Genomic DNA, 20604 nt, shown 5'->3' with positions numbered 1-20604 from the left:
GCACCAAACTCTCGGCTACTCAACACCCACCGAACGCCTCATCAAACTCACACTCGCCGCCTAAAATGAAACCGAGGACCCCGTCCGAAAAGACCGGGTAACCCCAGGCGCGTCAACCGGCGTGTCGCGAATTTCTCCGAAGTTAGCTCACACTGCTGCCCCGAACGGATGCCGCGCCGCCGCACCCGTCACGCCCTGACGCTGGCTCGCTCAAGAGCCTCGACACCCGGCCCGTGGTGGGGCTAACTCAGGAGATCTCGCCTGAGTCGCGGCCGAGTGTCGGCTACTTTGGCACTGCTTCGCGCCCGTGGTCGGGCCGCCGGCTGGGATCTCCTGAGTTAGCCACATCCGATGTCGGTGACCGCGGTCGCTGCGCCCTGCTCCTGCTCCAGGAGGGCCGATATCGGTGCGGGGAGGCCCCTGCACCGGTGCCGCGGTATTTTCTTGCCGTCGCTGCGGGCCCGTACCCGAGCCATGCTCTGCATAACTCCTGCAGATTCTCAGAAGCGGGTCAAAACGGGCCGGAATCAGCCTATTTTGGCCAAATTGCAGGAGATGTGCGTGCCCGGGGGTGGGAAGAGGCGGGGACTGGTGGCCAACTCAGGAGATCCCGGCGGGGTCGTGGCCGAGTCGCGGCGACTTCGGCACTGATCCGTGCCCGCGCCGTGGCCAGCGGCTGGGATCTCCTGAGTTAGCCACAACCGGGCGCGGGGGGAAGGCAGGGAAGGCATGGAGGGGCGCGGGGGATGGCAGGGTGGCTAGGGCCAGAGCCGCCAGAGCCGCCAGAGCCGCCAGAGCCGCCGGAGCCGCAGCGCCACCCGACCGTACGCGACGGATGCCCCGCCGCCCCGCGCGACCCCAGCCGAACGAATTCGACGGAGATCTTGCACGATGATTGCGCAAAAGGGCCCCGTGGCCACGTTATTGTGCACAATCTCCGTCGAATTCGATCTGGGCGAAGCGGATTACCCGGGGCAGCGCGGAAGCGCCCTCGCGGAATGAGAGAATCAACCGAACAGAGAGGGTTGCCATGACGCTTGGACTCCCGGACCACCTGGTCACGAGGGCCCTCAGCCATGCCCTCGCGCGGGCTGCACACTGGTTTGCGCTGACCTGCCTGGCCGCCTCTCTCGCCGCCATCATCCTCCTCAGTTTGTCCACAACCGCAGCCACCACAGCCGCCGCAACGCTCGCCACCACACCCACCGAAACCCTCGCCACCATCGTCGCCCTCCTCCTCATGGCCGCCGTGCTGATCGCCCTCTCCCTGCGCCGCACCGTCGCCCTGACGATCGCCTACCTCGTGACCGGCACCGTCGCCACCTACCTCTACACGATTACCGTGCTCGGCATCCCCGCCCTGTTCCCGAGCTCGAACGTCTTCCTCGTCACCCTGCCGAAACTGGCCCTGGTCATGATCGGCGGCGCCGGAGTCTCCGCCCGTGCCGGCGTGCTCTGGAGCACCACCGCCTTCGTCCTGGCCGAAGCCGTCACGGTGTACGCCGCCACGCAAACCGAGGTGCCCTACGGCGCGGACGTCTTCACCATCTCGACCTATCTCTTCCTCGTCAGCGTGCTGCTGCTCACGGTCTTCGTGCGCCGCGAGTGGTCCGTTCAGATCGCCCTGCACCGGGCCATGCAGACCGACCAGACCCGCCTGCTGCGCCACGAGCTCGACCTGCGCACCCTCGCCCTGGGTCAGGACACCACCCTCCAGCAGCTCGTCGCCCTCGCCCGCGCGCATCCCGGGCCGCTCAGCGCCAACCTGGCCGGCAGCATCCGTGACACCCTGCAGACCCTGCGCGGCACCGACTGGCTCACCGACGCCGATGCGCTGAGCGTCGAACCGCACGGGGGCACGGATGCCTGGCTCACCAGCGCGGTCTACGCCGCCATCGAGCGCAGTCGCGATCGTGGCCTCGTGGTCGAAGTCACGGGAGACCGCGCCGCCCTCGGCCGCCTGAGCCCGGCCAGCGACCGCGAGCTGAGCCTGGCGGTGCAGCAGTGCCTCGTGAACGTGATCCTCCACTCCGGCATCGTCGCCGCCGAGGTCGTGATCGAGTCCGAGCCGAGCAGCATTTCACTGATGGTGATGGATGCTGGGCGCGGCTTCACGGAATCGGAGACCGGCGCCGACCGTCTCGGCCTGCGCCAGGCGGTGCGCCGCCGGATCGAACGCCTGGGTGGCTCGGTGAGCATCCTCACCCGGCCGGGCGCCGGCACCTCGGTGATGCTGAGCGTGCCCGTGGCGATCGAGGAACCCGGCGGGCACGCCGAGCCGACAAAACAGCCCGAACAAACAGAAACCCCAGACCCCGAGCGGGTGGCTCAGTGACACCCACGAACGCAACCTCGCCATCAGGCAGCGCCGCGGCCACGGCCGCAGCTGCAGCCGCACAGCAGAACCACACCCCCGTCCCCACGCCTCACACCAAACCGCACGCCTTCACCCAGCAGCGCCTCGACCCGCTCGGCGCCCTCGCGGTCTGGACGATCGTGCCCGGCATCGCCCTGGTCGTGTTCGGCTACGCGGTGGTGACCACGGTGCTGCAGGCCGACGAGATCCGGCATCCGTTCCTGGCCGTGCTCGCGCTCGTCGCCACCGCAGCGGCGTCCGCCGCGCTCGTGTCGGCCGTACGACCATCGCGGTCCCCGGTGCGCCAGACGTCGCTGCTGCTGATCATCAGCCTCGGCCTGGCCGCCCACCTGCTCGACCAGGCCGCCCGCTGGGGCAGCAACTCCCTGGTGCAAGACGACTTCGGCCCGATCACCATCGGCTTCCTGCTCGTGGCCCTCGCCCCCTTCCGCCCGTGGCGTGAACTGGCGCTGACCGCGGTGCTCGCCTCCGTCGTCGTGGCCGCGGTCACACTGCCGCAGGAACCGTTCCGCTCGCTGCGGGTGCCGTCGGGCGTCTTCGTGGTCGTCGCGGTCACCCAGGTGCTCGCACTCGGCCTCGCCGGCGCCGCGTATTCCCGCCGCATCGTGCGTCAACTGCTGGCCTGGCAAACGGATGCCCGCCGCGCCATCGCCCGGCGCACCGAAGAATCCCGCGGCAGCGTGGTGCGCCAGGTGGTCGAGCAGCAACTCGCCACCCTGCAGCCCGGTGTCTTCCCCCTCTTCGACAGCGTGCTCGAACGCGGCGTGGTGACCAAGGCCGACATCAATCGCGCGAACGAGCTCGCCGCCGGGGTTCGCCGGGCGATCGTGGCGCACATCGACGAGACCTGGCTCGATGCCGTCATCGCCCGCGAACGCACGGCGCTCCTCGAGCGTGGCAAGGATCCGCTGCTCGTCGTGGCCGACCCCGAGCACCGGGCGGCGCACTTCGGCACGCAGCAGCGCGCGGCCACCTCGGCCCTGATCAGCATGCTCTGCCTGGCCCCCGGCTTCGACCCGCGCAGCCTCGTGGTGCAGGCCGACACCGAGCCCGACTCCGAGCCCGACACCCAGGTCGACCCGCCGAGCGACCGCCAGCAGCGGCACTCCGGCATCGACACGTTCTCGATCCGGGTGGCGCTCGACCTCCCGCCGCGCCGGGTGCGCGCCCTGCTGCGCTCCTACACGGCGGTGCTGCGGGTGGTGTTCCCGTGGGTGCGGGTGAGCATCCGTCGCCCCGGCCTGACGCTGGAATTCGGCGACAAGCGCCCGCGCCCGGTTCCACCAGTACGCTGAGTTAGGCGCACGCAGCGCCACGACATGCAGCGCGGCATGACGCAGCGCAGCAGAGCGGCACGAGCGCGACCAGCCGAGGGGGCGACCACGCAATGGCGAAACTGTATTTCCGCTACGGAGCCATGAACAGCGGCAAGAGCACCTCGATGCTCCAGGCCGCTTACAACTACGAGGAACGCGGCCACCAGGTGCTGTTGGCCAAGCCGTCGGTCGACACCAAGGGCGACCGGGGCATCCTCTCCCGGCTCGGCGTCACCCGGGCCGTGGACTACTTGCTCACTCCCGAGACGGATGCCTACGCCCTGTTCCACGAGCACCGCGCCCGGGTGCTCGCCGAGACCGGCCTCGACGTGAGCGCCCTGCTGGTGGACGAGGCGCAGTTCCTCACCGAGCAGCAGGTGGACGACCTGCTGCGCATCGCTATCCTCGAGAACATCCCGGTGCTGGCCTACGGTATCCGCACCGATTTTCAGACGGTGGCCTTTCCGGGCAGCCGGCGCCTGCTCGAGGTGGCGCACAGCCTCGAAGAGCTGAAAACCATCTGCCGGTGTGGGCGCAAGGCCGTGTTCAACGGGCGCCAGATCGACGGGGTCTTCGTCTTCGACGGCGACCAGGTGGCCATCGACGGCGCCGAGGTGACCTACGAGTCGCTCTGCGGATCGTGCTACCTCGAGGAAAGCAATGGTGTGCTGAACAACCGCAGCCGGCCCGCATCCACATGAGCACCCACGCCCGCAGGACGGACCGCACCTGCGTGACAACTGGAAGGACGGGGCGCTCGAACGACTTCGGGATCGCGAGCGCCCCACCAACCCCCCGGTTGGTTTTCCCCATGCCTAAACGTAAGGGCCGCTTTCCGGACTGACCAGCCGTTACTTCTTGTGGCACCAGAACAGGGGTCACTCCGCACGTCGTTGAACCCTGCCCGAGACCCCGGCAGGCACCGCCCCGAGAATCCAAGGATCGCTGATGTCCCGCTTTCGCGTAGCCCTGATCGATGACCACGAGATCGTCGCCCGCGGATTCGCCGGCCTCTTCGCCACGATCCCCGAGATCGAGGTGGTGGCCACGGTCGCGACCGTGACCGAGCTGCTCGAGTCTGCCGTGCAGCAGACGCCCGTCGACCTGGTCATCCTGGATCTGCGGCTCTCCGACGGGTCCACCGCCACCGGCAACGTCGACCGGCTGCGCGGGGCGGGCGCGGCGGTGCTTGCGTTCACCGGTGGCGACGACGCCGCTCTGATGCGGGCCGCGGCGCGCAGCGGCGTGCTGGGTGTGGTGCGCAAGTCCGAGCCGACCGCGGTGCTGCTCGACGCCGTCACCCGGGCGGCGGCGGGGGAGACCGTGGTCTCCACCGAGTGGGCCGCGGCCCTCGACGGCGATCCCGACCTCTCCGACGCGGGCCTGAGCGTGCGCGAGTGCGAGGTGCTCTCGCTCTACGCTGCGGGCGCGAAGGCACCGCTGGTGGCCTCGCGGATGGGACTCTCCGAGGCCACGGTGATCGACTACATCCGTCGGGTGCGCTCGAAATATGAGCGGGTCGGCCGCCCGGCGAACACCAAGATCGACCTCTACAAGCGGGCACTGGAAGACGGCCTGCTGCCCATCCCCGGCCAGCCGTGACACGGCCGCTCCGGCCAACCCGGCCGCCCCGGCCGCCCCGGCCGCCCCGGCCAACCCGGCCAACCCGGCCAACCCGGCCAATCCGGCCGCAGTCCTCGACCGAGCGCCTCGCCCGCCTGCTCTACGGCGCACTCGGGCCCACCGCCCTTGTCTTCGGGCTGCTCTGCCTGGGCACCGTGCTCGAGCAGGCCTGGAAGCCGCAGCGGTCCTGGTCGGTGGCGGCATGGCTGCTGATCTTCGGGCTGCCGATGCTGCTCGCCGTGCTCTCACGCCGGGTGCCGTTGCGCGTGCTGCGGGTGATCGCGCTCGCCGAGGGGGCCCTCTTCGTGCTGCTGCTGATGTTCTGGCTGACCGAACGGGCGGAGCCGCTGCCGGCGGGCGCGGACATCCCCTGGGCGATCACCCTCACCGGTGTGCCCGTGATGGCCGTGGCGGTGACCACCCGCGACCGCGCGGCCTGGGCCTACCTGGTGCTGGTCTGCACGATGAGCGGGCTGCTGCGTGCGGCCACCTCGACTGACCCCTCCCCGGTGCTGGTCGGTGTGGAAGATGGCCTCTACTCTTTCCTGCTGCTGAGCATGCTCGTGGGACTGACCACCATGGCGCGCCGCAGCGCCGGCAAGGTCGACCAGGCGGCCACGATCGCCCGCGTGCAACTCGTCGACCGCGCCGACCGCCTCGCGCGCAAACGCGAGCGGCTCACCATCGACGCCCTGGTGCACGACAGCGTCATCTCGACCCTGCTGATGGCCGGACGCGGCGGCACCCCGGTGCCCGTGCTGAGCCGGCACGCGGCCGACACCCTGGTGCGGCTCGACGCTCTGCGCGCCCCGCTACCCGAGCCGAGCATGCCCGGCCCCCAGGTGACCCGGCGCCTCGAGCAGCTGGTGGCCGAGCTGGCACCGGATGCCCAGATCACCTCCAATCTGCCCGGCACCCTCAGGGTGCCCGCCCTCGCTGTGACCGCCCTGCTCGGCGCCGTCGGCGAGGCCCTCCGCAACTCGGTCGCCGCCGACGTGCAGGAGCCCGTGCGGAGCCCGGTGGCCCGCACCCTTACCGTGGCCAGCTACCAGGGCGGTATCCGGGTGGCCGTGAATGACGACGGCGTCGGCTTCGACCCCGCGCGGGTGCCCGCCGAGCGCCTGGGCATCGCGCAGAGCATCATCGGCCGCATGGAGCGCCTCTCCGGCGGTGCCGCCGCCGTGCGCTCCCGCCCCGGCGTCGGCACCGAGGTGGTGGTCTCCTGGACGCCCACACCTGCAGCCCCCGCGCAGCCGGTCCCGTCCCTCTCGAGCGCACCCCCGACCCCGCCGCGACCCGCCACGCAGCTGAAGGGTGTGACCCGCCTGCCGAAGGCCCTGTCCACGTCCATCCTCATGGGATTCATCGCCGTGCACGCCGTTCTCGCCTTCGCCGATGGTGAACCCCTGTGGACATTGCCCTACGAGATCCTCGGGTTCTTGGCGGTGTCTGCGGCGGCCGCGTGGCTCACCCTCGTCGTGCCTGACCCGGTGTCGCCGCGCAATGCCGTCATGGTGCTCGCGCTGTGCGGGCTGTCCGCCGTGGCCACGGCATTCCCGGTGCCGCCGGTCGGGTCGACCCCGTTCGCCCACTGGTACCTCGGCGCCATCACCATGCTGTTGGTCGTGCTGGCGGTGCGCGGCCGGCCCGGATTCGCCTGGTACGGCTACGGCATGATCATGGTCATCTCGATCGTCTGGGCGCTGCTCAACGGGCTGACGCTGCTCGACGGGGTGAACCTGGCCATCCGTCACGCCGGCACCCTGCTTGCCGGAACCCTGTTCGCCGTGGGTCTGAAGCGCTCCACCCAGACCCTGGCCGGGCTGAACCGGGAGCGAGCCCGCAGCGGCGCCGCGGCGGCCACGGCGGCGGCGGCCCTCGATGAGCGCGAAACCCAGCTGACCCGGGTGAACACGCTGGCCCGGCCCACCCTGCAGCGCCTCGCGAATTTGTTGCAGGGCGACGCCCTGCAGATTGAATCGTCCCTGCGAGCGGAAAGCCTGCTCGTGGAGGCCACCCTGCGCGACGCCATCCGGGGGCGCTCGCTCTTCGTCGAGCCGGTGATCACCGCGGCCCGCGCCGCCCGCATCCGAGGCGTCGACGTGACCTTGCTCGACGACAGCGCCGACCGGCCGCCCCAGCAGCTGGCCGCCGCGGCCGCCATCGTGGCCGCCCAGCTCGACTCCCTCACCCACGGCCACCTGATCGCCCGACTACTGCCCGCCGACCGCTCCACGATCGCCTCGATCGTGGTCGACGCCGGCGAGCCACGGATGCTCACGGTCGCCCCCGACGGCCTCCTCCAGCCGTCTTTGTAGCACCCGTACGAAAACCCGAGAGAACTTCACACCCCCCATGGGGGGTGGCCCAATACCCCTATGTGCAAGAATGGACAAGGGGATAATGCAATTCGAGCGGTTCCTCTCTGCCTAGTACTACCGGAGGAACGCGCGTGGAACTCAAGGATTACCTCAGGATTTTCCACAAAAGTTGGATCCTGATTCTGGCTTTGACCCTGCTCGGGGTTGCGGCTGCGGCCGCCGCGGCGATCGTCACGACACCCAGCTACGTCGCCAACACCCAGCTCTACGTCTCCGTGAAGTCATCCGGCGACGCCGGGAGCGGCGAGCTCGTTGCCGGCACCAGCTTCGCCCGCCAGGCGGTTACGTCTTATGTCGACGTGGTCAACAGCGCAATCGTGCTCGATACGGTTATTGCAGATCTTGCGCTCGACCTCACCGCAGCAGATCTTGCGGAAATGGTCGAATCATCCTCGCCGCTGAACACAGTGCTGATCGACGTCACGGTGACAAACAGTGACCCAGTACTCGCCGCCAAGATCGCGAACTCCGTCGGCCAGAACTTCAGTAAGATCGTCGTCGATCAACTGGAGAAGCCTGCTGGGGAGGCGGTCAGCCCCGTGAAAATCGAGACGATTCAGCCCGCCTTGGTGCCAGAAGCTCCGGCCAGCCCCAACGTGCCCCTGAACATCGCGCTCGGACTGCTCGTGGGTCTGGCTCTTGGCATCGGCTTTGCCGTGCTGCGCAGCGTTCTCGACACCCGCATCCACAGCCTGCACGACATCGACCTCGTCACGGACGCGCCGATGCTCGGGGGTATCACCAACGACCCCGATGCACGTCTGCGTCCCCTGGTTGTTCACTCCGACCCCAAAAACCCGCGGGCTGAGTCCTTCCGCAGTTTGCGCACCAACCTGCAGTTTGTCAATATCGAGGGGGGCCCGCGCAGCTTCGTAGTCACCAGCTCTATCCCCGGTGAGGGCAAGAGCACCACCACCGCGAACCTCGCCATCGCCCTCGCTGAGACCGGCGCCCGTGTCGTGTTGGTCGACGGTGACCTGCGCCTGCCGCGCGTCGCCGAGTACATGGGCATCGAGGGTGGCGTCGGTCTGACCGACGTGCTGATTGGCCGGGCCGAACTCGCCGACGTTCTCCAAAAGTGGGGCAAGAACAAACTATTCGTGCTGCCCAGCGGCCGCGTTCCCCCGAACCCCAGTGAACTGCTCGGCTCCGCGGCCATGGCCCGTATGCTCGGCTCGCTCACCGCCGAATTCGACGTCGTGCTCATCGACGCTCCGCCCCTGCTCCTGGTCACCGACGCGGCGGTGCTGAGTAAGCTCTGCGGCGGCGCCATCATGGTGGTGGCATCCGGTCGAACGAAGCGCAATGAACTGTCGAGTGCATTGAAGGCGCTCGAGCGGGCCGGCAGCCGTCTCGTCGGGATGGTGATCACGATGCTTCCGACCAAGGGACCGGACTCTTATGGTTACGGTCAGTACAGCTACGGCACCGTACTTGAGGAAGGGAAGGCGCTTGAAGTCGAGGGCGCGCCCACTCGCCGCGGTTTCGGCAAGCCTAGACGGAGAACCGCCTAGTGGCCGGGTTCACGATTCTCACGGTGTGCTCGGGCAATATCTGCCGGTCACCCCTCGCCGAGCAGCTGCTGCGCGTGGGTCTGGCCGCTTGGCCCGAAGTCACCCTCGGTAGTGCCGGAACCATCGGCCTGACCGGTCGGGCGATGCCCGACGAAGCCGCAGACCTGTCGCGGCACTTCGGCGGTGAACCCTCGGGGCACGTTGCACGAGTACTCACAGCAGAACACCTGAGCGAGGCGAACCTGGTGTTCGCCATGTCACGGGAACACCGACGCGCCATCGTAGAGCTCTTTCCCAAGGCCATTCGCTTCACCTTCACCATTCGTGAATTCGCCCGTCTCGTCACTGAAGTCACCGACGAAGACCTTGACGATGCGGCGGCGCTTCCGTTGGATGACGTCGTGGGTCGTTTCTCCACCTTGGTGGGATTCGCGGCCTCGCAGCGCGGAGCCGTGAGCCCGCCCGATTCGCCCGAAGACGATGACGTGATTGACCCCTATCGGCGCAGCGACGAGGTCTACGCTGAATCCGCTCGTCAGCTCGTTCCTGCGGTCAATGACGTTGTGTCACTGTTCCACAGAGCCTCAAGAGTTCTGCAGCCCTAGGGGGAACCATGGCTGCAAACAAACCAAGTTTTCGCAAGAACCGCAACAACCCTGCACGTCGTCGTTGGCTCGTCGGGGGCCTCGCCGTTTTCCTTCTCTTCGACATCGGCCTCGTCGCCTTAGCGTTAACCGCGACCAAGCCCGTTTCCAGCGCGGGAACGGTGGTCGAGCCTGTCGAGACCGCATCACCCCCGGCCACCGAGCCTGCGGAGGTCGAGCCAACGGTGGTCGAGCCTGTTGAGACCGAGACCACGGCAACGGTCACCCCCACCCGCCTCCTAGCAGCCCTTGACTCATCGACCGCTTGGAGGGCCTCCACCGGTGCCTGCCCGGCAGCCTCAGCCGCCCCCGAACTGACCACCGATTCAGGCGCCACCTGGGAAAGCTCCAACGCCTCGATCGACACCGACGCCTCCTCTATCTTGGCGATCAACGTCATCGATGAAACCGAGACGTCGCTGGTCACCCTCGACCTCGCCGATTGCGCGCCCCAGCTCGTGTCCACGTTCGTGTCGGGCGATCAGTGGCGGGCCTACCCTGAGCGCGCCGCTGCAGAGTGGTATGTGGACCCTGCTACACCCGCTACGGTGCACAGTCCGAGCGGGGATGTGACGGCTCCATGCGCGGCTGTCACCACGCTCGCGGAGGCGGGCGACTCCAATGTGGCCGTCGTCTGCGCAGACGCGTCGGTCTTCACGACCATGGATGCCGGTGAAACCTGGTCAACGCCCGCCTCAGTTCCCGGCGCTGCTGCGATCACTGCGACGACGAATGGCTACGAGGTGGCAGTCGCCAACCCGGTTGGTTGCGTCGGCGCGTCGCTGGTCAGGGTGTCGGAGGACGGTGTCCTGGATGCGACTGCTGGAGCCTGCCTGGCCGCCACGGTTGGCCCCGGTGACACGGCCGTCTCGGCTGCCGAGGACGGCACGCTCTGGTTGTGGGCGGGGGACGCGTTCGCTCGGTCTACCGATGACGGGGCTTCATGGGCCTAAGCGGCAAGACGCTCACATGGCAACGCGCCTACGCGTCGCGGCTTTTTCTCACGGACCTTGCGGTCATCCTCGTTGCTGTTCTCGGGAGCCAGGTCCTCTGGTTCGGCACGCGTCGCTCGGAGCTTCACGTGCCGATTGAGAATCTCCGGGATTTCACCATCGGCTACACGCTCGTGTCGCTGAGCCTGATAGTGCTGTGGATGTTCGCGCTGGAATTCTATGCAACGCGTGACCACAAGACGATTGGAACCGGCAGCACTGAGTACAAGCGCATCGTGGATGCGAGTGCGCGAATCTTCGGGCTCACTGCGATTGTCGTTTTCCTACTCAAGGTAGATCTGGCGCGTGGGTACTTCCTTACGGCTCTCCCAATGGGACTTCTTTTACTCCTTATCGGGCGTTGGGTCTGGCGCCAGTGGCTAGTGGCTCGCCGACGGGAGAGTCGGTATGTCCACCGAGCTATCGTCGTGGGCGAGCGGGAAAAGAGTGTTCACGTTGTTGTGGGTGTTCGGCGCGACGCGGCAGCGGGCATCTTCGTCGTCGGTGCGATTACTGAGAACGGGAGTGTTGCCCAGGATCTTGTCGATGGGGTTCCTGTATTAGGGGATTTCAGCCACGTGCTTCAGGCCATCGATGAGTCTCGGGCGGACACAGTTATCTTCACCGGTGCCGACAACTTTGGGCCGCGTCGGCTGCGCGAACTCGGCTGGGAACTTCAGGCGCGAAAGGTTGACCTGATTATGGCACCGGCACTCACAGATATCGCCGGCCCGCGTATCCATGCGCGCCCGGTTTCTGGCCTGCCGCTAATCCAAGTCGACTTTCCTGCCTTCCAAGGCAGTCGACATGCCGCCAAGCGCACGTTTGATTTGATCTTTTCTGGTCTCGGCCTGTTGTTGCTGAGTCCGCTACTCGCCTGGATAGTCATTGCAGTTCGTCGCGACAGTGACGGGCCTGCATTCTTCTATCAGGAGCGGGTCGGGCTTAACGGCAACCACTTTCGCATGATCAAATTCCGCTCAATGGTTGCAGACGCTGAGGATCAACTGCCGACCCTCCTCGACCAGTCCGATGGTAACGGTGTGCTGTTCAAGCTGAAGATTGACCCGAGGGTAACTAAGGTCGGAAGCTTTCTGCGCCGTTGCAGCCTTGATGAACTACCGCAGTTGATCAACGTCTTTCTTGGACACATGTCCTTAGTAGGCCCCCGGCCGCCGCTCGCGAAAGAGGTCGCGCTCTATGTGGCCTATGCCGAGCGGCGTCTTCTGGTGAAACCAGGAATTACTGGACTCTGGCAGGTAAGCGGCAGGTCTGACCTTTCCTGGGAGGACAGTATCCGCCTTGATCTGTATTACGTAGAAAACTGGTCCCTCATCGGGGACGTCATCATCCTGTATCGAACTGTGCGGGCAGTTGTAAAACCGAACGGAGCTTACTGAATATGCCGAGTGTCGTCATTATTGGAACGCGCGGCTACCCGAGCTACTACGGTGGCTTTGAAACCGCCGTACGAAGAATCGCCCCATACCTGGCCGATCAGGGCTGGGACGTGACGGTCTATGGGAGGCACGGGGCAACCAGTACCAATGACCCCGATGTTGACCCACGAGTGCACTGCCGAGTTACTCGAGGCGTAGAACGGAAATCCCTTAGCACCCTTTCTTACGGTTTAACTGCCTGTCTCGATGCCGCAAAGCACAAGCCCGACGTCGCTCTAGTAATGAACGTTGCGAATGGGTTCTGGCTTCCGATCTTGAAGGCGCGGGGCATCCCGACCCTCATCAACGTTGATGGAATCGAGTGGGATCGTGCCAAGTGGGGGCGGTTAGCCAAGTGGATGTTTCGGTCTGGCGCTAAGTTGACGGCCCGGTTTGGTAATCGTCTCGTATATGACTCGCGGGTGATCGCACAACGTTGGAATCAAGACTTTGATACTGAGGGTGCGTTTATCCCGTATGGCGGGTCGATTCCCCCAGTATTGCCCCTGGAGCCCGGTCTAACGCACCGCGGCTACGTGCTAGTGGTGGCTCGATTCGTTCCTGAAAACACAATTCCGGAATTCCTTGCTGCGGCCGCGTCAATTGCAGAAAAGTACGACGTAGTGATTGTTGGCTCAGAGGGATATGGCGGTCCCCTGGACACTCAAGCCGCGGCTCTCGCTGAGTCGAACACGCGCATCAAATGGCTCGGCCATGTCAGCGATGACCGTCGGCTTTTCTCGCTTTGGCAGCACGCTGGTGTCTACTTCCACGGGCACAGCGTCGGCGGCACAAATCCCGCGTTGGTACAGGCGATGGCCTGTGGTGCACCCACCGTCGCGAGAGACACACCGTACAACCGAGAGGTCTTGGGCTCATCAGGGAAATTTGTTTCCCCGAATAGCAAGGATATAGAGGGAGGTGTTCTAGCCGGAATGGCCGATGTCGAGTGGCAAGGTGATGCGACTAGCCAGGGATTGCGACGGGTGGCTGATACGTATACCTGGGACAAGGTATGCCAAGCGTATGAGGCCAACCTCCTCAATCTACTTCAGGGACAGAATCGTGCGATGCCTGACGGAGTCACTTCAGCGGCGGGGCGAAGGAGTGAATAGGTTCCAGCGGTTTGAGGGTCTGCAACGGGATCGCAACATCCACGCGACAGTCCAGGTCTATCTGCGAGTCGGATTCATGGCTCTCCGCGGCCTGGCCGCAAAGCCGTTCCTCAAACGATCGTCCGGTGTGCTTCTCCTCGGGCGCGGCGCGAGAATTTTGAATCCCAGTTTTGTTAGCCACACGGGCAGGCTGGTGCTTGAGCCCTACGCGGAGGTTCAAGGTGTTTCGCGTGGGGGGATCAACCTGGGTTCGGATGTATCCATTGGCAGAGGCACCATGATTCGTCCTAGCAGCTACTACGGCGGTGAGATCGGTGAAGGTCTCTGGATCGGCGATAGATCCAGCATCGGTTGCGACGGGTTCATCGGTTGTTCGGGACGGATCTCAATTGGTTCCGACGTGATGATGGGCCCAGGTGTACGAATCTTCTCTGAGAACCACCTCTTCGATGACCTGCATAGCAGTATCAAGTCTCAGGGAGTTTCGCGGAGCTACGTGGAGATCGGTGACGATTGCTGGATCGCCAGTGGGGTAACTATCACGGCTGGCGTGCGTATCGGCTCTGGAGTAGTGATCGCCGCAGGCAGTATCGTCACTCGGGATATCCCAGACGACTCAGTCGCCGGAGGCATCCCTGCCCGTGTACTCCGCAAGCGAGGAAGACAAATCGATGAAGCGAAGTAGAGCTGGAATCATATTCGTTCACTCATCGAACGAAATGTACGGTGCGGATAAAGTTCTGTTGCAGGTGCTCCAGACACTCCCCGAGACAGACCGCCGATCGGCAAAAGTTTGGTTGCCCGACGACTCGTCGCCGTCCGAATTTAGACTTGATGCAGAGCTAAAACGTATCGCCCTTGATTTCGAGATTCGCGCCCTCCCGATTCTCCGCCGCAAGTATCTGTCTCCACGCTTCCTTCCGAAGACACTGACGATGATGATTCGGACTGCAGCCGAGCTTCTCCGGCTGAAGCCGCACACTGTGTACTTGACGACATCGGCGTCGCTCGCTGTGGGGATTCTCGCGCGGCTTATCGGAGTCCCCCATGTTGTTCTGCATTGCCAAGAGGTCTGGCGCGGGCGTGAAGCACACGTGCTTGGAGCACTCGCGATGTCCGCGACGGAGTGCTTGTGCATTTCGCAGGCATCACTCGTGGGCCTCAAGGGTCCTATTCGAAATCGCTCAAGGGTGATGTTGAACGGTGTTCCCGAGTCTGAGCACCCTCGAATCGACCCACTAGGCCGCGACGGTAGATTGAACTTTCTGGTGGCGAGCAGGTGGAACTCTTGGAAAGGTCATTCGACTCTGCTGTCAGCTTGGGATTCTGGGGCTCCGCTCGGTGAGCTCGTTGTTGTGGGCGGTGCACCCGAGATAGGTCAGGCAGTTGACGTTCGAGGCCTCGTCGCCGAGATGGCTAACCGTGACACTGTCGTGATTCGAGGGGAGGTGCGAGATATCACCAAGCTGGTTGACGCAGCTGATTTCGTTGTGGTGCCGTCCGATGAGCCCGAGCCTTTTGGCCTGATCGCCATTGAGGCCTTCGCCCGCGGGCGCGCTGTAATCGGGAGCAATGGTGGCGGGCTGTCAGAAATCGTGGACGAAGGCACGACTGGTCGCCTGTTCCCGTTACGTGATGTCAACGCGTTGCGGGCAGTGATGGAGGACCTCGACGTTGCGCAGGCTCAAGCCATGGGTGCCGCTGCCCGGGATTCATACCTTCGAACGTACTCAATTGAGGCCTTCAATAGCAGATTCAGGTCTTTCTGGACTGAGATACTGCCATCGGCGGGTGCATATTGAACCCTACTGCGACGATCGTGTATTGGTATGATAGCGAGACTATGCCCCGTGACGGCGGCGGTTTGCGCGTTCTTGCGTGGGAGGAGGCTTTGCGGTCTCTCGGCTATTCTGTGGAAATCGAAGGCCTCAACCCTCGCGGCCCAGGTTCCAGTCGGCGGCCATCACTCCTGACAAAAGCCAAACGCACACTTGCCCCGATGCCGTTTTCGCGTGTACTTCCTCCTCTGCCGGCGTCAGACTTGTATGTGATGACTGTTCCAGTCGTTTTCAAAGCTGCGAAACAGGTCATTGCAAGGGAAGCTCTCATATTTGACTGGATGGATCTGTGGAGTATGAATTCGCGCACCATGGGTGCTTCGTCCTTTTTGTCCGTCCCTGGTGGATTCACCCAAAGTCTGATTTGGAAGCGTCGCGAGCGGCAGCTGCCGGCCAAGGCACGCTTCAACACAGTCGCTGGTTACGGCGATCTTACGGCGATCGGCAGGAACGCCAAGGCGGAGTGGCTCCCGACGCCAACACATACATTCTCGTCACGCGGCCACGAGCGTGGGCCGATTCAACGTGTTGGCTTCTTGGGCAACTTTGAATACGAGCCGAACGAAATGTCTCTAAGGAAATTCTTCCGCGATTTTGGGCACCTACTTTCGGAAAATAGACTTGAAATCGTCGTGGCGGGCTTCGGCTCTGAGCGGGTCAGGACCTGGGGGGTGCCAGCAACGGTACTGGGCTCGTTGGACAACCTCGATAGTTTCTACGAGAGTATTGACGCGGTCATCGTACCGATCGACCACGGCGGAGGCATCAAGGTTAAGGCTGTAGAAGCCCTAGCGAGGGGCCTGACAGTCTTCGGTACGGACCACGTTCGGTCAGGTTTCAGTCCAGATTTTGGGCAGTGGATCAGGAATATTGAGGAGTTGTTCCAAGCGGAACCCATTGATGCGGCGATAGCCCGTAAAGAGCTTGGTCATTCCCGACTAGTATCCCGTTTTTCACAGGGAGCATTCACATCCTCAGTGGACGAAATTCTCGGAAGGTGGTGACCGTGGATGCTTGTGGCATTGAGTTTCCCAGCGCTCGTTATCAGAGGTGGAATGGTCTTCCTTTGGTGTTGGCAGTGGTCAGGTTGCTGGGCGTGAGCTCATGTTCTTAGTCATCGGGATCGCGGGCCTAATTGCGCTATTAGTCATCGGGCATTTTCTCGGCAGCCTGAACGTCCTGCTCCCCCTCATGCTTGGAAGTCTCTGTTTCCTACCCAGAGTTCTCCTTGGGGGGACCGTGGCCGATCAGACAAGAGCTGCCATTTCAGGTGCCGAGCCTAGAGTCATGACATACACCGTTGCCATTTGTCTGGTGGTCTTGGTTGCGATATTCCTCCGGAGACAAGGAACTCTCTGGATGACATTTGGCGCGTTCGGATTGTTCTTGTTGGTTTGGATCTTCCTGGTCTGGGACGGCAACGCCGAGCAATGGTCGGGTGTGGTTCATCTTGGAATTGCTGCTCTGGCGTGGGTCGCGGGCAGTTACATCTCCACGCTCGTGAAAACGGGGGATAAGTCGGAGCGAGTTCTGGCTGGTTGGTTGTTGCTCATAGTCTTTGTTCAGGTGGTCATTTCAGTAGCGCAGATCGTCGGCATTCCGCTGTTCCCACTTGGGGCGTCGGTAGCCGCGGACACTGGACTCATCGGTCGGGTGAACGGCTCGTTTGGTCACCCGACGACTCTGGGAAAAATTTTGCTCCTGTTGTCTGTTCTCTTGCTGCCACTGACCAAATCCACGGATAGGAAAGCTCGACGCTTTGCCTGGTGGGCCATCTGCCTCTCCGCCATACCCTTCATATTTTCGGGCGGTCGTGCCAACTTCTTCGGTGCGATCATGATGATTGTAATTTGGGCAATGACTTCCGAGGGAGTTCAGCACATTGGACGACGGGTGATGATACCTCTGGCCGCGATTGGGGTGGTGGCCGCATCTGCTGGTGTTTGGCTCGGTCGGTTCGAAACCGGCGAGATTGGCGGTTATCGTGCTCACTTCAGTGCGGTGGCGACCCACCAGATCGAGATAAGGCCATGGTGGATCGGGACCGGCCCGAGTACTTACGTGACTGCAGTTGGTCCTTTTGACGCGCTCACGGCCACGGGGTGGCCGGTACATAATTCAGTATTGCTTGCAATCGTTGAACTGGGATTCATTGGCGCGACACTCCTGTTCCTGCCAATTCTGATCCTGATTGCTCGTGCCTGGCGTGCTCGACGATCGCCGTCTGCCAATGGGCGGTATGCCCGGGCTGTTCTTGCGTCCTTCCCAGGCATCTCGATCGTGGCCTTGACAGGCTGGGGAATGATGTCGGATACGTTACCCCTGTGGCTATTTGTGCTGGGGTTCTGCGCCGAGCAGATCCGGCGTTCACTCTCGAACGTTGACACCCTTGCGGCCCCAGCTACCAGTGCCACTGTGAAGTCGCAACCAGCTAATCCGCACTAGCCACTTCTCTTCAGCGGCTATTCTTCCGGGCTGGCCCCAAATCCCAGAATTGATTGCTTGTCGTCGGCAATTTTCCTCAGAAATGACAGGACGTATTTTTCTTATGAAGCAACGCGTGAAGGTTATTGCGAAAAGAGTATTGCCCGCCCGGGGCATAGATAAATGGAAGAAAATGCGGGCGATTTGGAGCAATACTCGAGAGGCGATGATCGATGCGAAACGTCATCGGTTCTATGGCGGTCCAGGGGAAGGGTCTTTCAACGCCGTCTGGAACGGAAGGCAACTTGAGACTCAGCTGACCAAGGACTACCACCGGGTGGAGAAGGGGCTAGCGCTTCGGGAACCCAAACGCCCATTTGGTGCCGAGGTTGAGAAGAGGCTCCGTGTGGGTTTGGGTGCCCTCACCAACAAAGACTCAAACCCTATGGGGTACGGCGCCTACGCTGAATCTGCGCTAGCAGCTCTCCAGAGTTGGAACGCCGGCGGTGATGTTGACGACACGGTTGCTCTTCGCGTTTCCCGGGATGATGTATTTCGGCAAATTGAAAATGGGCAGTCGTCCAACGTGACATGGAATAGCTTCTTTACGTCCAGGCGTAGCGTGAGAGACTTCGACAATTCCATCGAAGTGGATCTGGCTGATATCGAGGCTGCTGTGGTGCTGGCAACTAACACGCCATCTGTCTGCAACAGGCAGGCATTCCGGGTACACATGTTCACGGGGAAAACGGCGGTAGCCGATGTGCTCGCTCAGCAAAACGGCAATGCCGGTTTTCGAAGTTCGATTCCGGTTGTGTTGGCGGTGACGGTCGATGTGCGCCTGTTTTCAGGCCCTTCTGAACGGAACCAGAGATGGATTGATGGTGGCCTCTTTGCCATGACGCTGGGATGGGCCCTGCACTCTCGCGAGCTCGGCACATGCTTCCTCAACTGGTCGATGAAGAACAGCGAGTCGAACGCTTTTCGTGCGTCAGCGGGAATTGCCGCACACGAGGACATCATCACTCTGATCGCAGTTGGCATTCCCCCTCAGAGCTTCAAAGTAGCAAGGTCCCCTCGCCGCCAGATAGGCGAGATTCTGGTTCAACACGTTTAAGGCAGGGCGGGGTTAGGACCGTCACGGGTGGCCAGTGAACCCGGCGCTCAACTGATCTAGCCGCCTTTGCGGCGCAGTTTCGGTAAGTCCTGACCTGCGCTTATGGTGCGCAACCCCCAGTAGTGGGGTGCATTGAGATTTGCTCACTCGGGGTTACTGTTTGCGCCATGACCCCGACTCCGCGCCGCGAATTCGTCGCAGGGATTGCTGCCGCAGTGGCTGCGGCAGCAATCGCAGGAAGAACCGCCCCCGCGGCCACCGCCGCAATGGAAGTCAGCGCCTCGGCCACTGACGAGATGCTCTCAACCCTTATTCAGGATCCGAGATCGCAGACCAAGGGTGCACTGTCGGCCAATTATGCGCCGCTGGTTTCCTTCAACTCCAACAATTACGCGTCCATCAACGAGATGTTCCGCGCCGTGAATTCATTCGGCGGAGCCTGCGAAGTCGAAATTGTTCCGGGGCAGTACGCGGTGACGCCCCTCCGGATTGATAGACCAGATGTACGCATCACCGGTTACGGGGCCACTCTCCGCCTCGTAGCGGGCTCTGACCAGATTCTGCTTTCAATTGGTGTGGATGCGTTCCGTTTCAACGCAGAGGGAATCACGTTGGATGGGAACCACGGATCACAGACGGGCACTTCCCACTGCCTCGTATTCGAAGAGTACGTGGGCACAGCATTTCGATACGCTGATCGATCCAACGTCGTCAACGCCCACATAATCAACGCTTTGACCGATGGAGTTCGAATTGAGCCGGCACGCTTACAGATTCAGTTTCGACATGTAACGATTCGGGATTTTGGCAGATACGGCTGGGTCGTGAGATCCACTGATTGTGCATTCAGTCATGGCGGCATTGGGGGTATCCGTGGCCAGGTTGGTGCTTACTTAGACGGTGGGGCTAACTGGGTGCGTGACAGTGGGATTTGGTCGAACTCTGAATACGGCATCAAGCTAACGAGACGAGCGGCCAACTGCTTGATCCTCCACAACTCCGTAGACAACAACATGGGCGGGGGGCTCGGCGCCATTGGCGTCGCAGGAAGCTCGCTGAACACGCTCATCTCTGGGAATATGTTCCGAGGTAACAGCACTGCGGGTGTTGGTTTGCACCCGGACATCTATCTCGAAGAAGTTGCAGGCTTGAGTTTCGTTGGTAACTTTACGGGCGCGTCCGGTGGGGGGCCGTCGAGGACGAGCTACGCCATCCAGACCGGCCCCGGAGTGGGCTTTGTTAGCGAAATTGGTAACTACTGGGCTTCGTCCGCCTATCACGTACTGGGCCGGTTCAGCAATGTGGATGTGCTAAGGACCCGCCTCTTTCACGCAGATATTTACACTCAACTTGCCACCGATAAAGCGCTTCGTTCAAAAGTTGCCTCCGAAATGCATGAGCGGTTTCGCATTCGCGGGGACGGTGAGATTACCTGGGGTTCGGGCGCTGTAGAACTCGACACAAATCTGTATCGGGAGAGTTCAAAGGTCCTGAAGACTGACGGAGTCTTCCGTAGTGCGAGCCTCAAACTGCACGGCGGTGGCGGTGGCGGATACATCTTGTTTGAGGTGCCACAAGCGGGCACGCCGAGCTTGCCGGCTCCGGGGCAAGCTAAAGCGTTCCTTAGACTAAATAATCAGGGCCGTCCAGAACTCGTTCTCCAAACGTCAGTTGGTGAATCCGTCGTCACCCCGCAATCCGGGGGGAGCGCGCAACGCCCTGCTGTGGCCGTCTCCGGCCAACATTATTACGATACGACTTTGAAGAAGCCGCTCTGGTCCGATGGGAAGATGTGGCGTGACGCTGCAGGTAAGGGCGTCTAGC

At 62.9% G+C, this 20604-nt stretch carries 16 protein-coding genes; all 16 read left to right on the top strand.

Annotated features, from left to right (window positions below; all coding sequences use genetic code 11):
* Window positions 1–1030: 1030 nt before the first annotated feature.
* Window positions 1031–2335 carry a sensor histidine kinase gene (locus tag E3T34_RS07530; RefSeq protein ID WP_134342626.1) on the top strand — a complete coding sequence of 435 codons (1305 nt, stop codon included), beginning with the start codon at window positions 1031–1033 and terminating at the stop codon, window positions 2333–2335.
* Window positions 2332–3672, top strand: coding sequence for a hypothetical protein (locus E3T34_RS07525; protein WP_134342625.1), 1341 nt, complete (start codon window positions 2332–2334; stop codon window positions 3670–3672). Before E3T34_RS07530 ends, E3T34_RS07525 begins: the two co-directional genes overlap by 4 nt.
* Before the next feature lie 92 nt (window positions 3673–3764).
* The gene (locus E3T34_RS07520) at window positions 3765–4394 is read left to right on the top strand and encodes a thymidine kinase (protein ID WP_104099816.1); all 630 of its coding nucleotides are present in this window, start codon (window positions 3765–3767) and stop codon (window positions 4392–4394) included.
* Between the two features lie 247 nt (window positions 4395–4641).
* On the top strand, window positions 4642–5295 hold the full coding sequence (locus E3T34_RS07515) for a response regulator transcription factor (protein ID WP_104099815.1): 654 nt from the start codon (window positions 4642–4644) through the stop codon (window positions 5293–5295).
* Complete coding sequence (locus tag E3T34_RS16000) at window positions 5292–7634, top strand: hypothetical protein (protein ID WP_174843128.1); 2343 nt, start codon at window positions 5292–5294, stop codon at window positions 7632–7634. The genes E3T34_RS07515 and E3T34_RS16000 overlap by 4 nt, the downstream gene beginning before the upstream one ends.
* Before the next feature lie 134 nt (window positions 7635–7768).
* Window positions 7769–9211 (top strand): polysaccharide biosynthesis tyrosine autokinase, encoded by a 1443-nt coding sequence (locus tag E3T34_RS07505; RefSeq protein ID WP_134342624.1) that lies wholly within the window; start codon window positions 7769–7771, stop codon window positions 9209–9211.
* The gene (locus tag E3T34_RS07500; RefSeq protein ID WP_134342623.1) at window positions 9211–9816 is read left to right on the top strand and encodes a low molecular weight phosphatase family protein; all 606 of its coding nucleotides are present in this window, start codon (window positions 9211–9213) and stop codon (window positions 9814–9816) included. Before E3T34_RS07505 ends, E3T34_RS07500 begins: the two co-directional genes overlap by 1 nt.
* An 8-nt stretch (window positions 9817–9824) precedes the next feature.
* The gene (locus E3T34_RS07495; RefSeq protein ID WP_134342622.1) at window positions 9825–10808 is read left to right on the top strand and encodes a hypothetical protein; all 984 of its coding nucleotides are present in this window, start codon (window positions 9825–9827) and stop codon (window positions 10806–10808) included.
* Window positions 10799–12247 carry a sugar transferase gene (locus tag E3T34_RS07490; RefSeq protein ID WP_134342621.1) on the top strand — a complete coding sequence of 483 codons (1449 nt, stop codon included), beginning with the start codon at window positions 10799–10801 and terminating at the stop codon, window positions 12245–12247. The genes E3T34_RS07495 and E3T34_RS07490 overlap by 10 nt, the downstream gene beginning before the upstream one ends.
* Window positions 12248–12249: 2 nt before the next feature.
* Entirely contained in the window at window positions 12250–13401 is a 1152-nt protein-coding gene (locus E3T34_RS07485) for a glycosyltransferase (protein WP_134342620.1), read from the top strand.
* Window positions 13394–14086 carry an acyltransferase gene (locus tag E3T34_RS07480; protein WP_166785858.1) on the top strand — a complete coding sequence of 231 codons (693 nt, stop codon included), beginning with the start codon at window positions 13394–13396 and terminating at the stop codon, window positions 14084–14086. The genes E3T34_RS07485 and E3T34_RS07480 overlap by 8 nt, the downstream gene beginning before the upstream one ends.
* Window positions 14073–15203, top strand: a complete 1131-nt coding sequence (locus E3T34_RS07475; protein ID WP_134342618.1) for a glycosyltransferase family 4 protein — start codon at window positions 14073–14075, stop codon at window positions 15201–15203. Before E3T34_RS07480 ends, E3T34_RS07475 begins: the two co-directional genes overlap by 14 nt.
* A gap of 248 nt (window positions 15204–15451) precedes the next feature.
* A complete protein-coding gene (locus tag E3T34_RS07470; protein ID WP_166785857.1) occupies window positions 15452–16243 on the top strand; it encodes a glycosyltransferase family 4 protein in 792 nt (263 codons plus the stop codon).
* Between the two features lie 283 nt (window positions 16244–16526).
* A complete protein-coding gene (locus tag E3T34_RS07465; RefSeq protein WP_134342616.1) occupies window positions 16527–17684 on the top strand; it encodes a hypothetical protein in 1158 nt (385 codons plus the stop codon).
* Window positions 17685–17787: 103 nt separating this feature from the next.
* Entirely contained in the window at window positions 17788–18780 is a 993-nt protein-coding gene (locus E3T34_RS07460; RefSeq protein ID WP_166785856.1) for a nitroreductase family protein, read from the top strand.
* A gap of 167 nt (window positions 18781–18947) precedes the next feature.
* Window positions 18948–20603, top strand: coding sequence for a right-handed parallel beta-helix repeat-containing protein (locus E3T34_RS07455; RefSeq protein WP_134342614.1), 1656 nt, complete (start codon window positions 18948–18950; stop codon window positions 20601–20603).
* Window position 20604 lies beyond the last annotated feature (1 nt).

The organism is Cryobacterium sp. TMT1-62, from assembly GCF_004403145.1.
Taxonomy (GTDB): Bacteria; Actinomycetota; Actinomycetes; order Actinomycetales; family Microbacteriaceae; genus Cryobacterium; species Cryobacterium sandaracinum.
The sequence above is the reverse complement of the archived record's forward strand: the minus strand, read 5'-3'. Positions and strand labels throughout refer to the sequence as shown.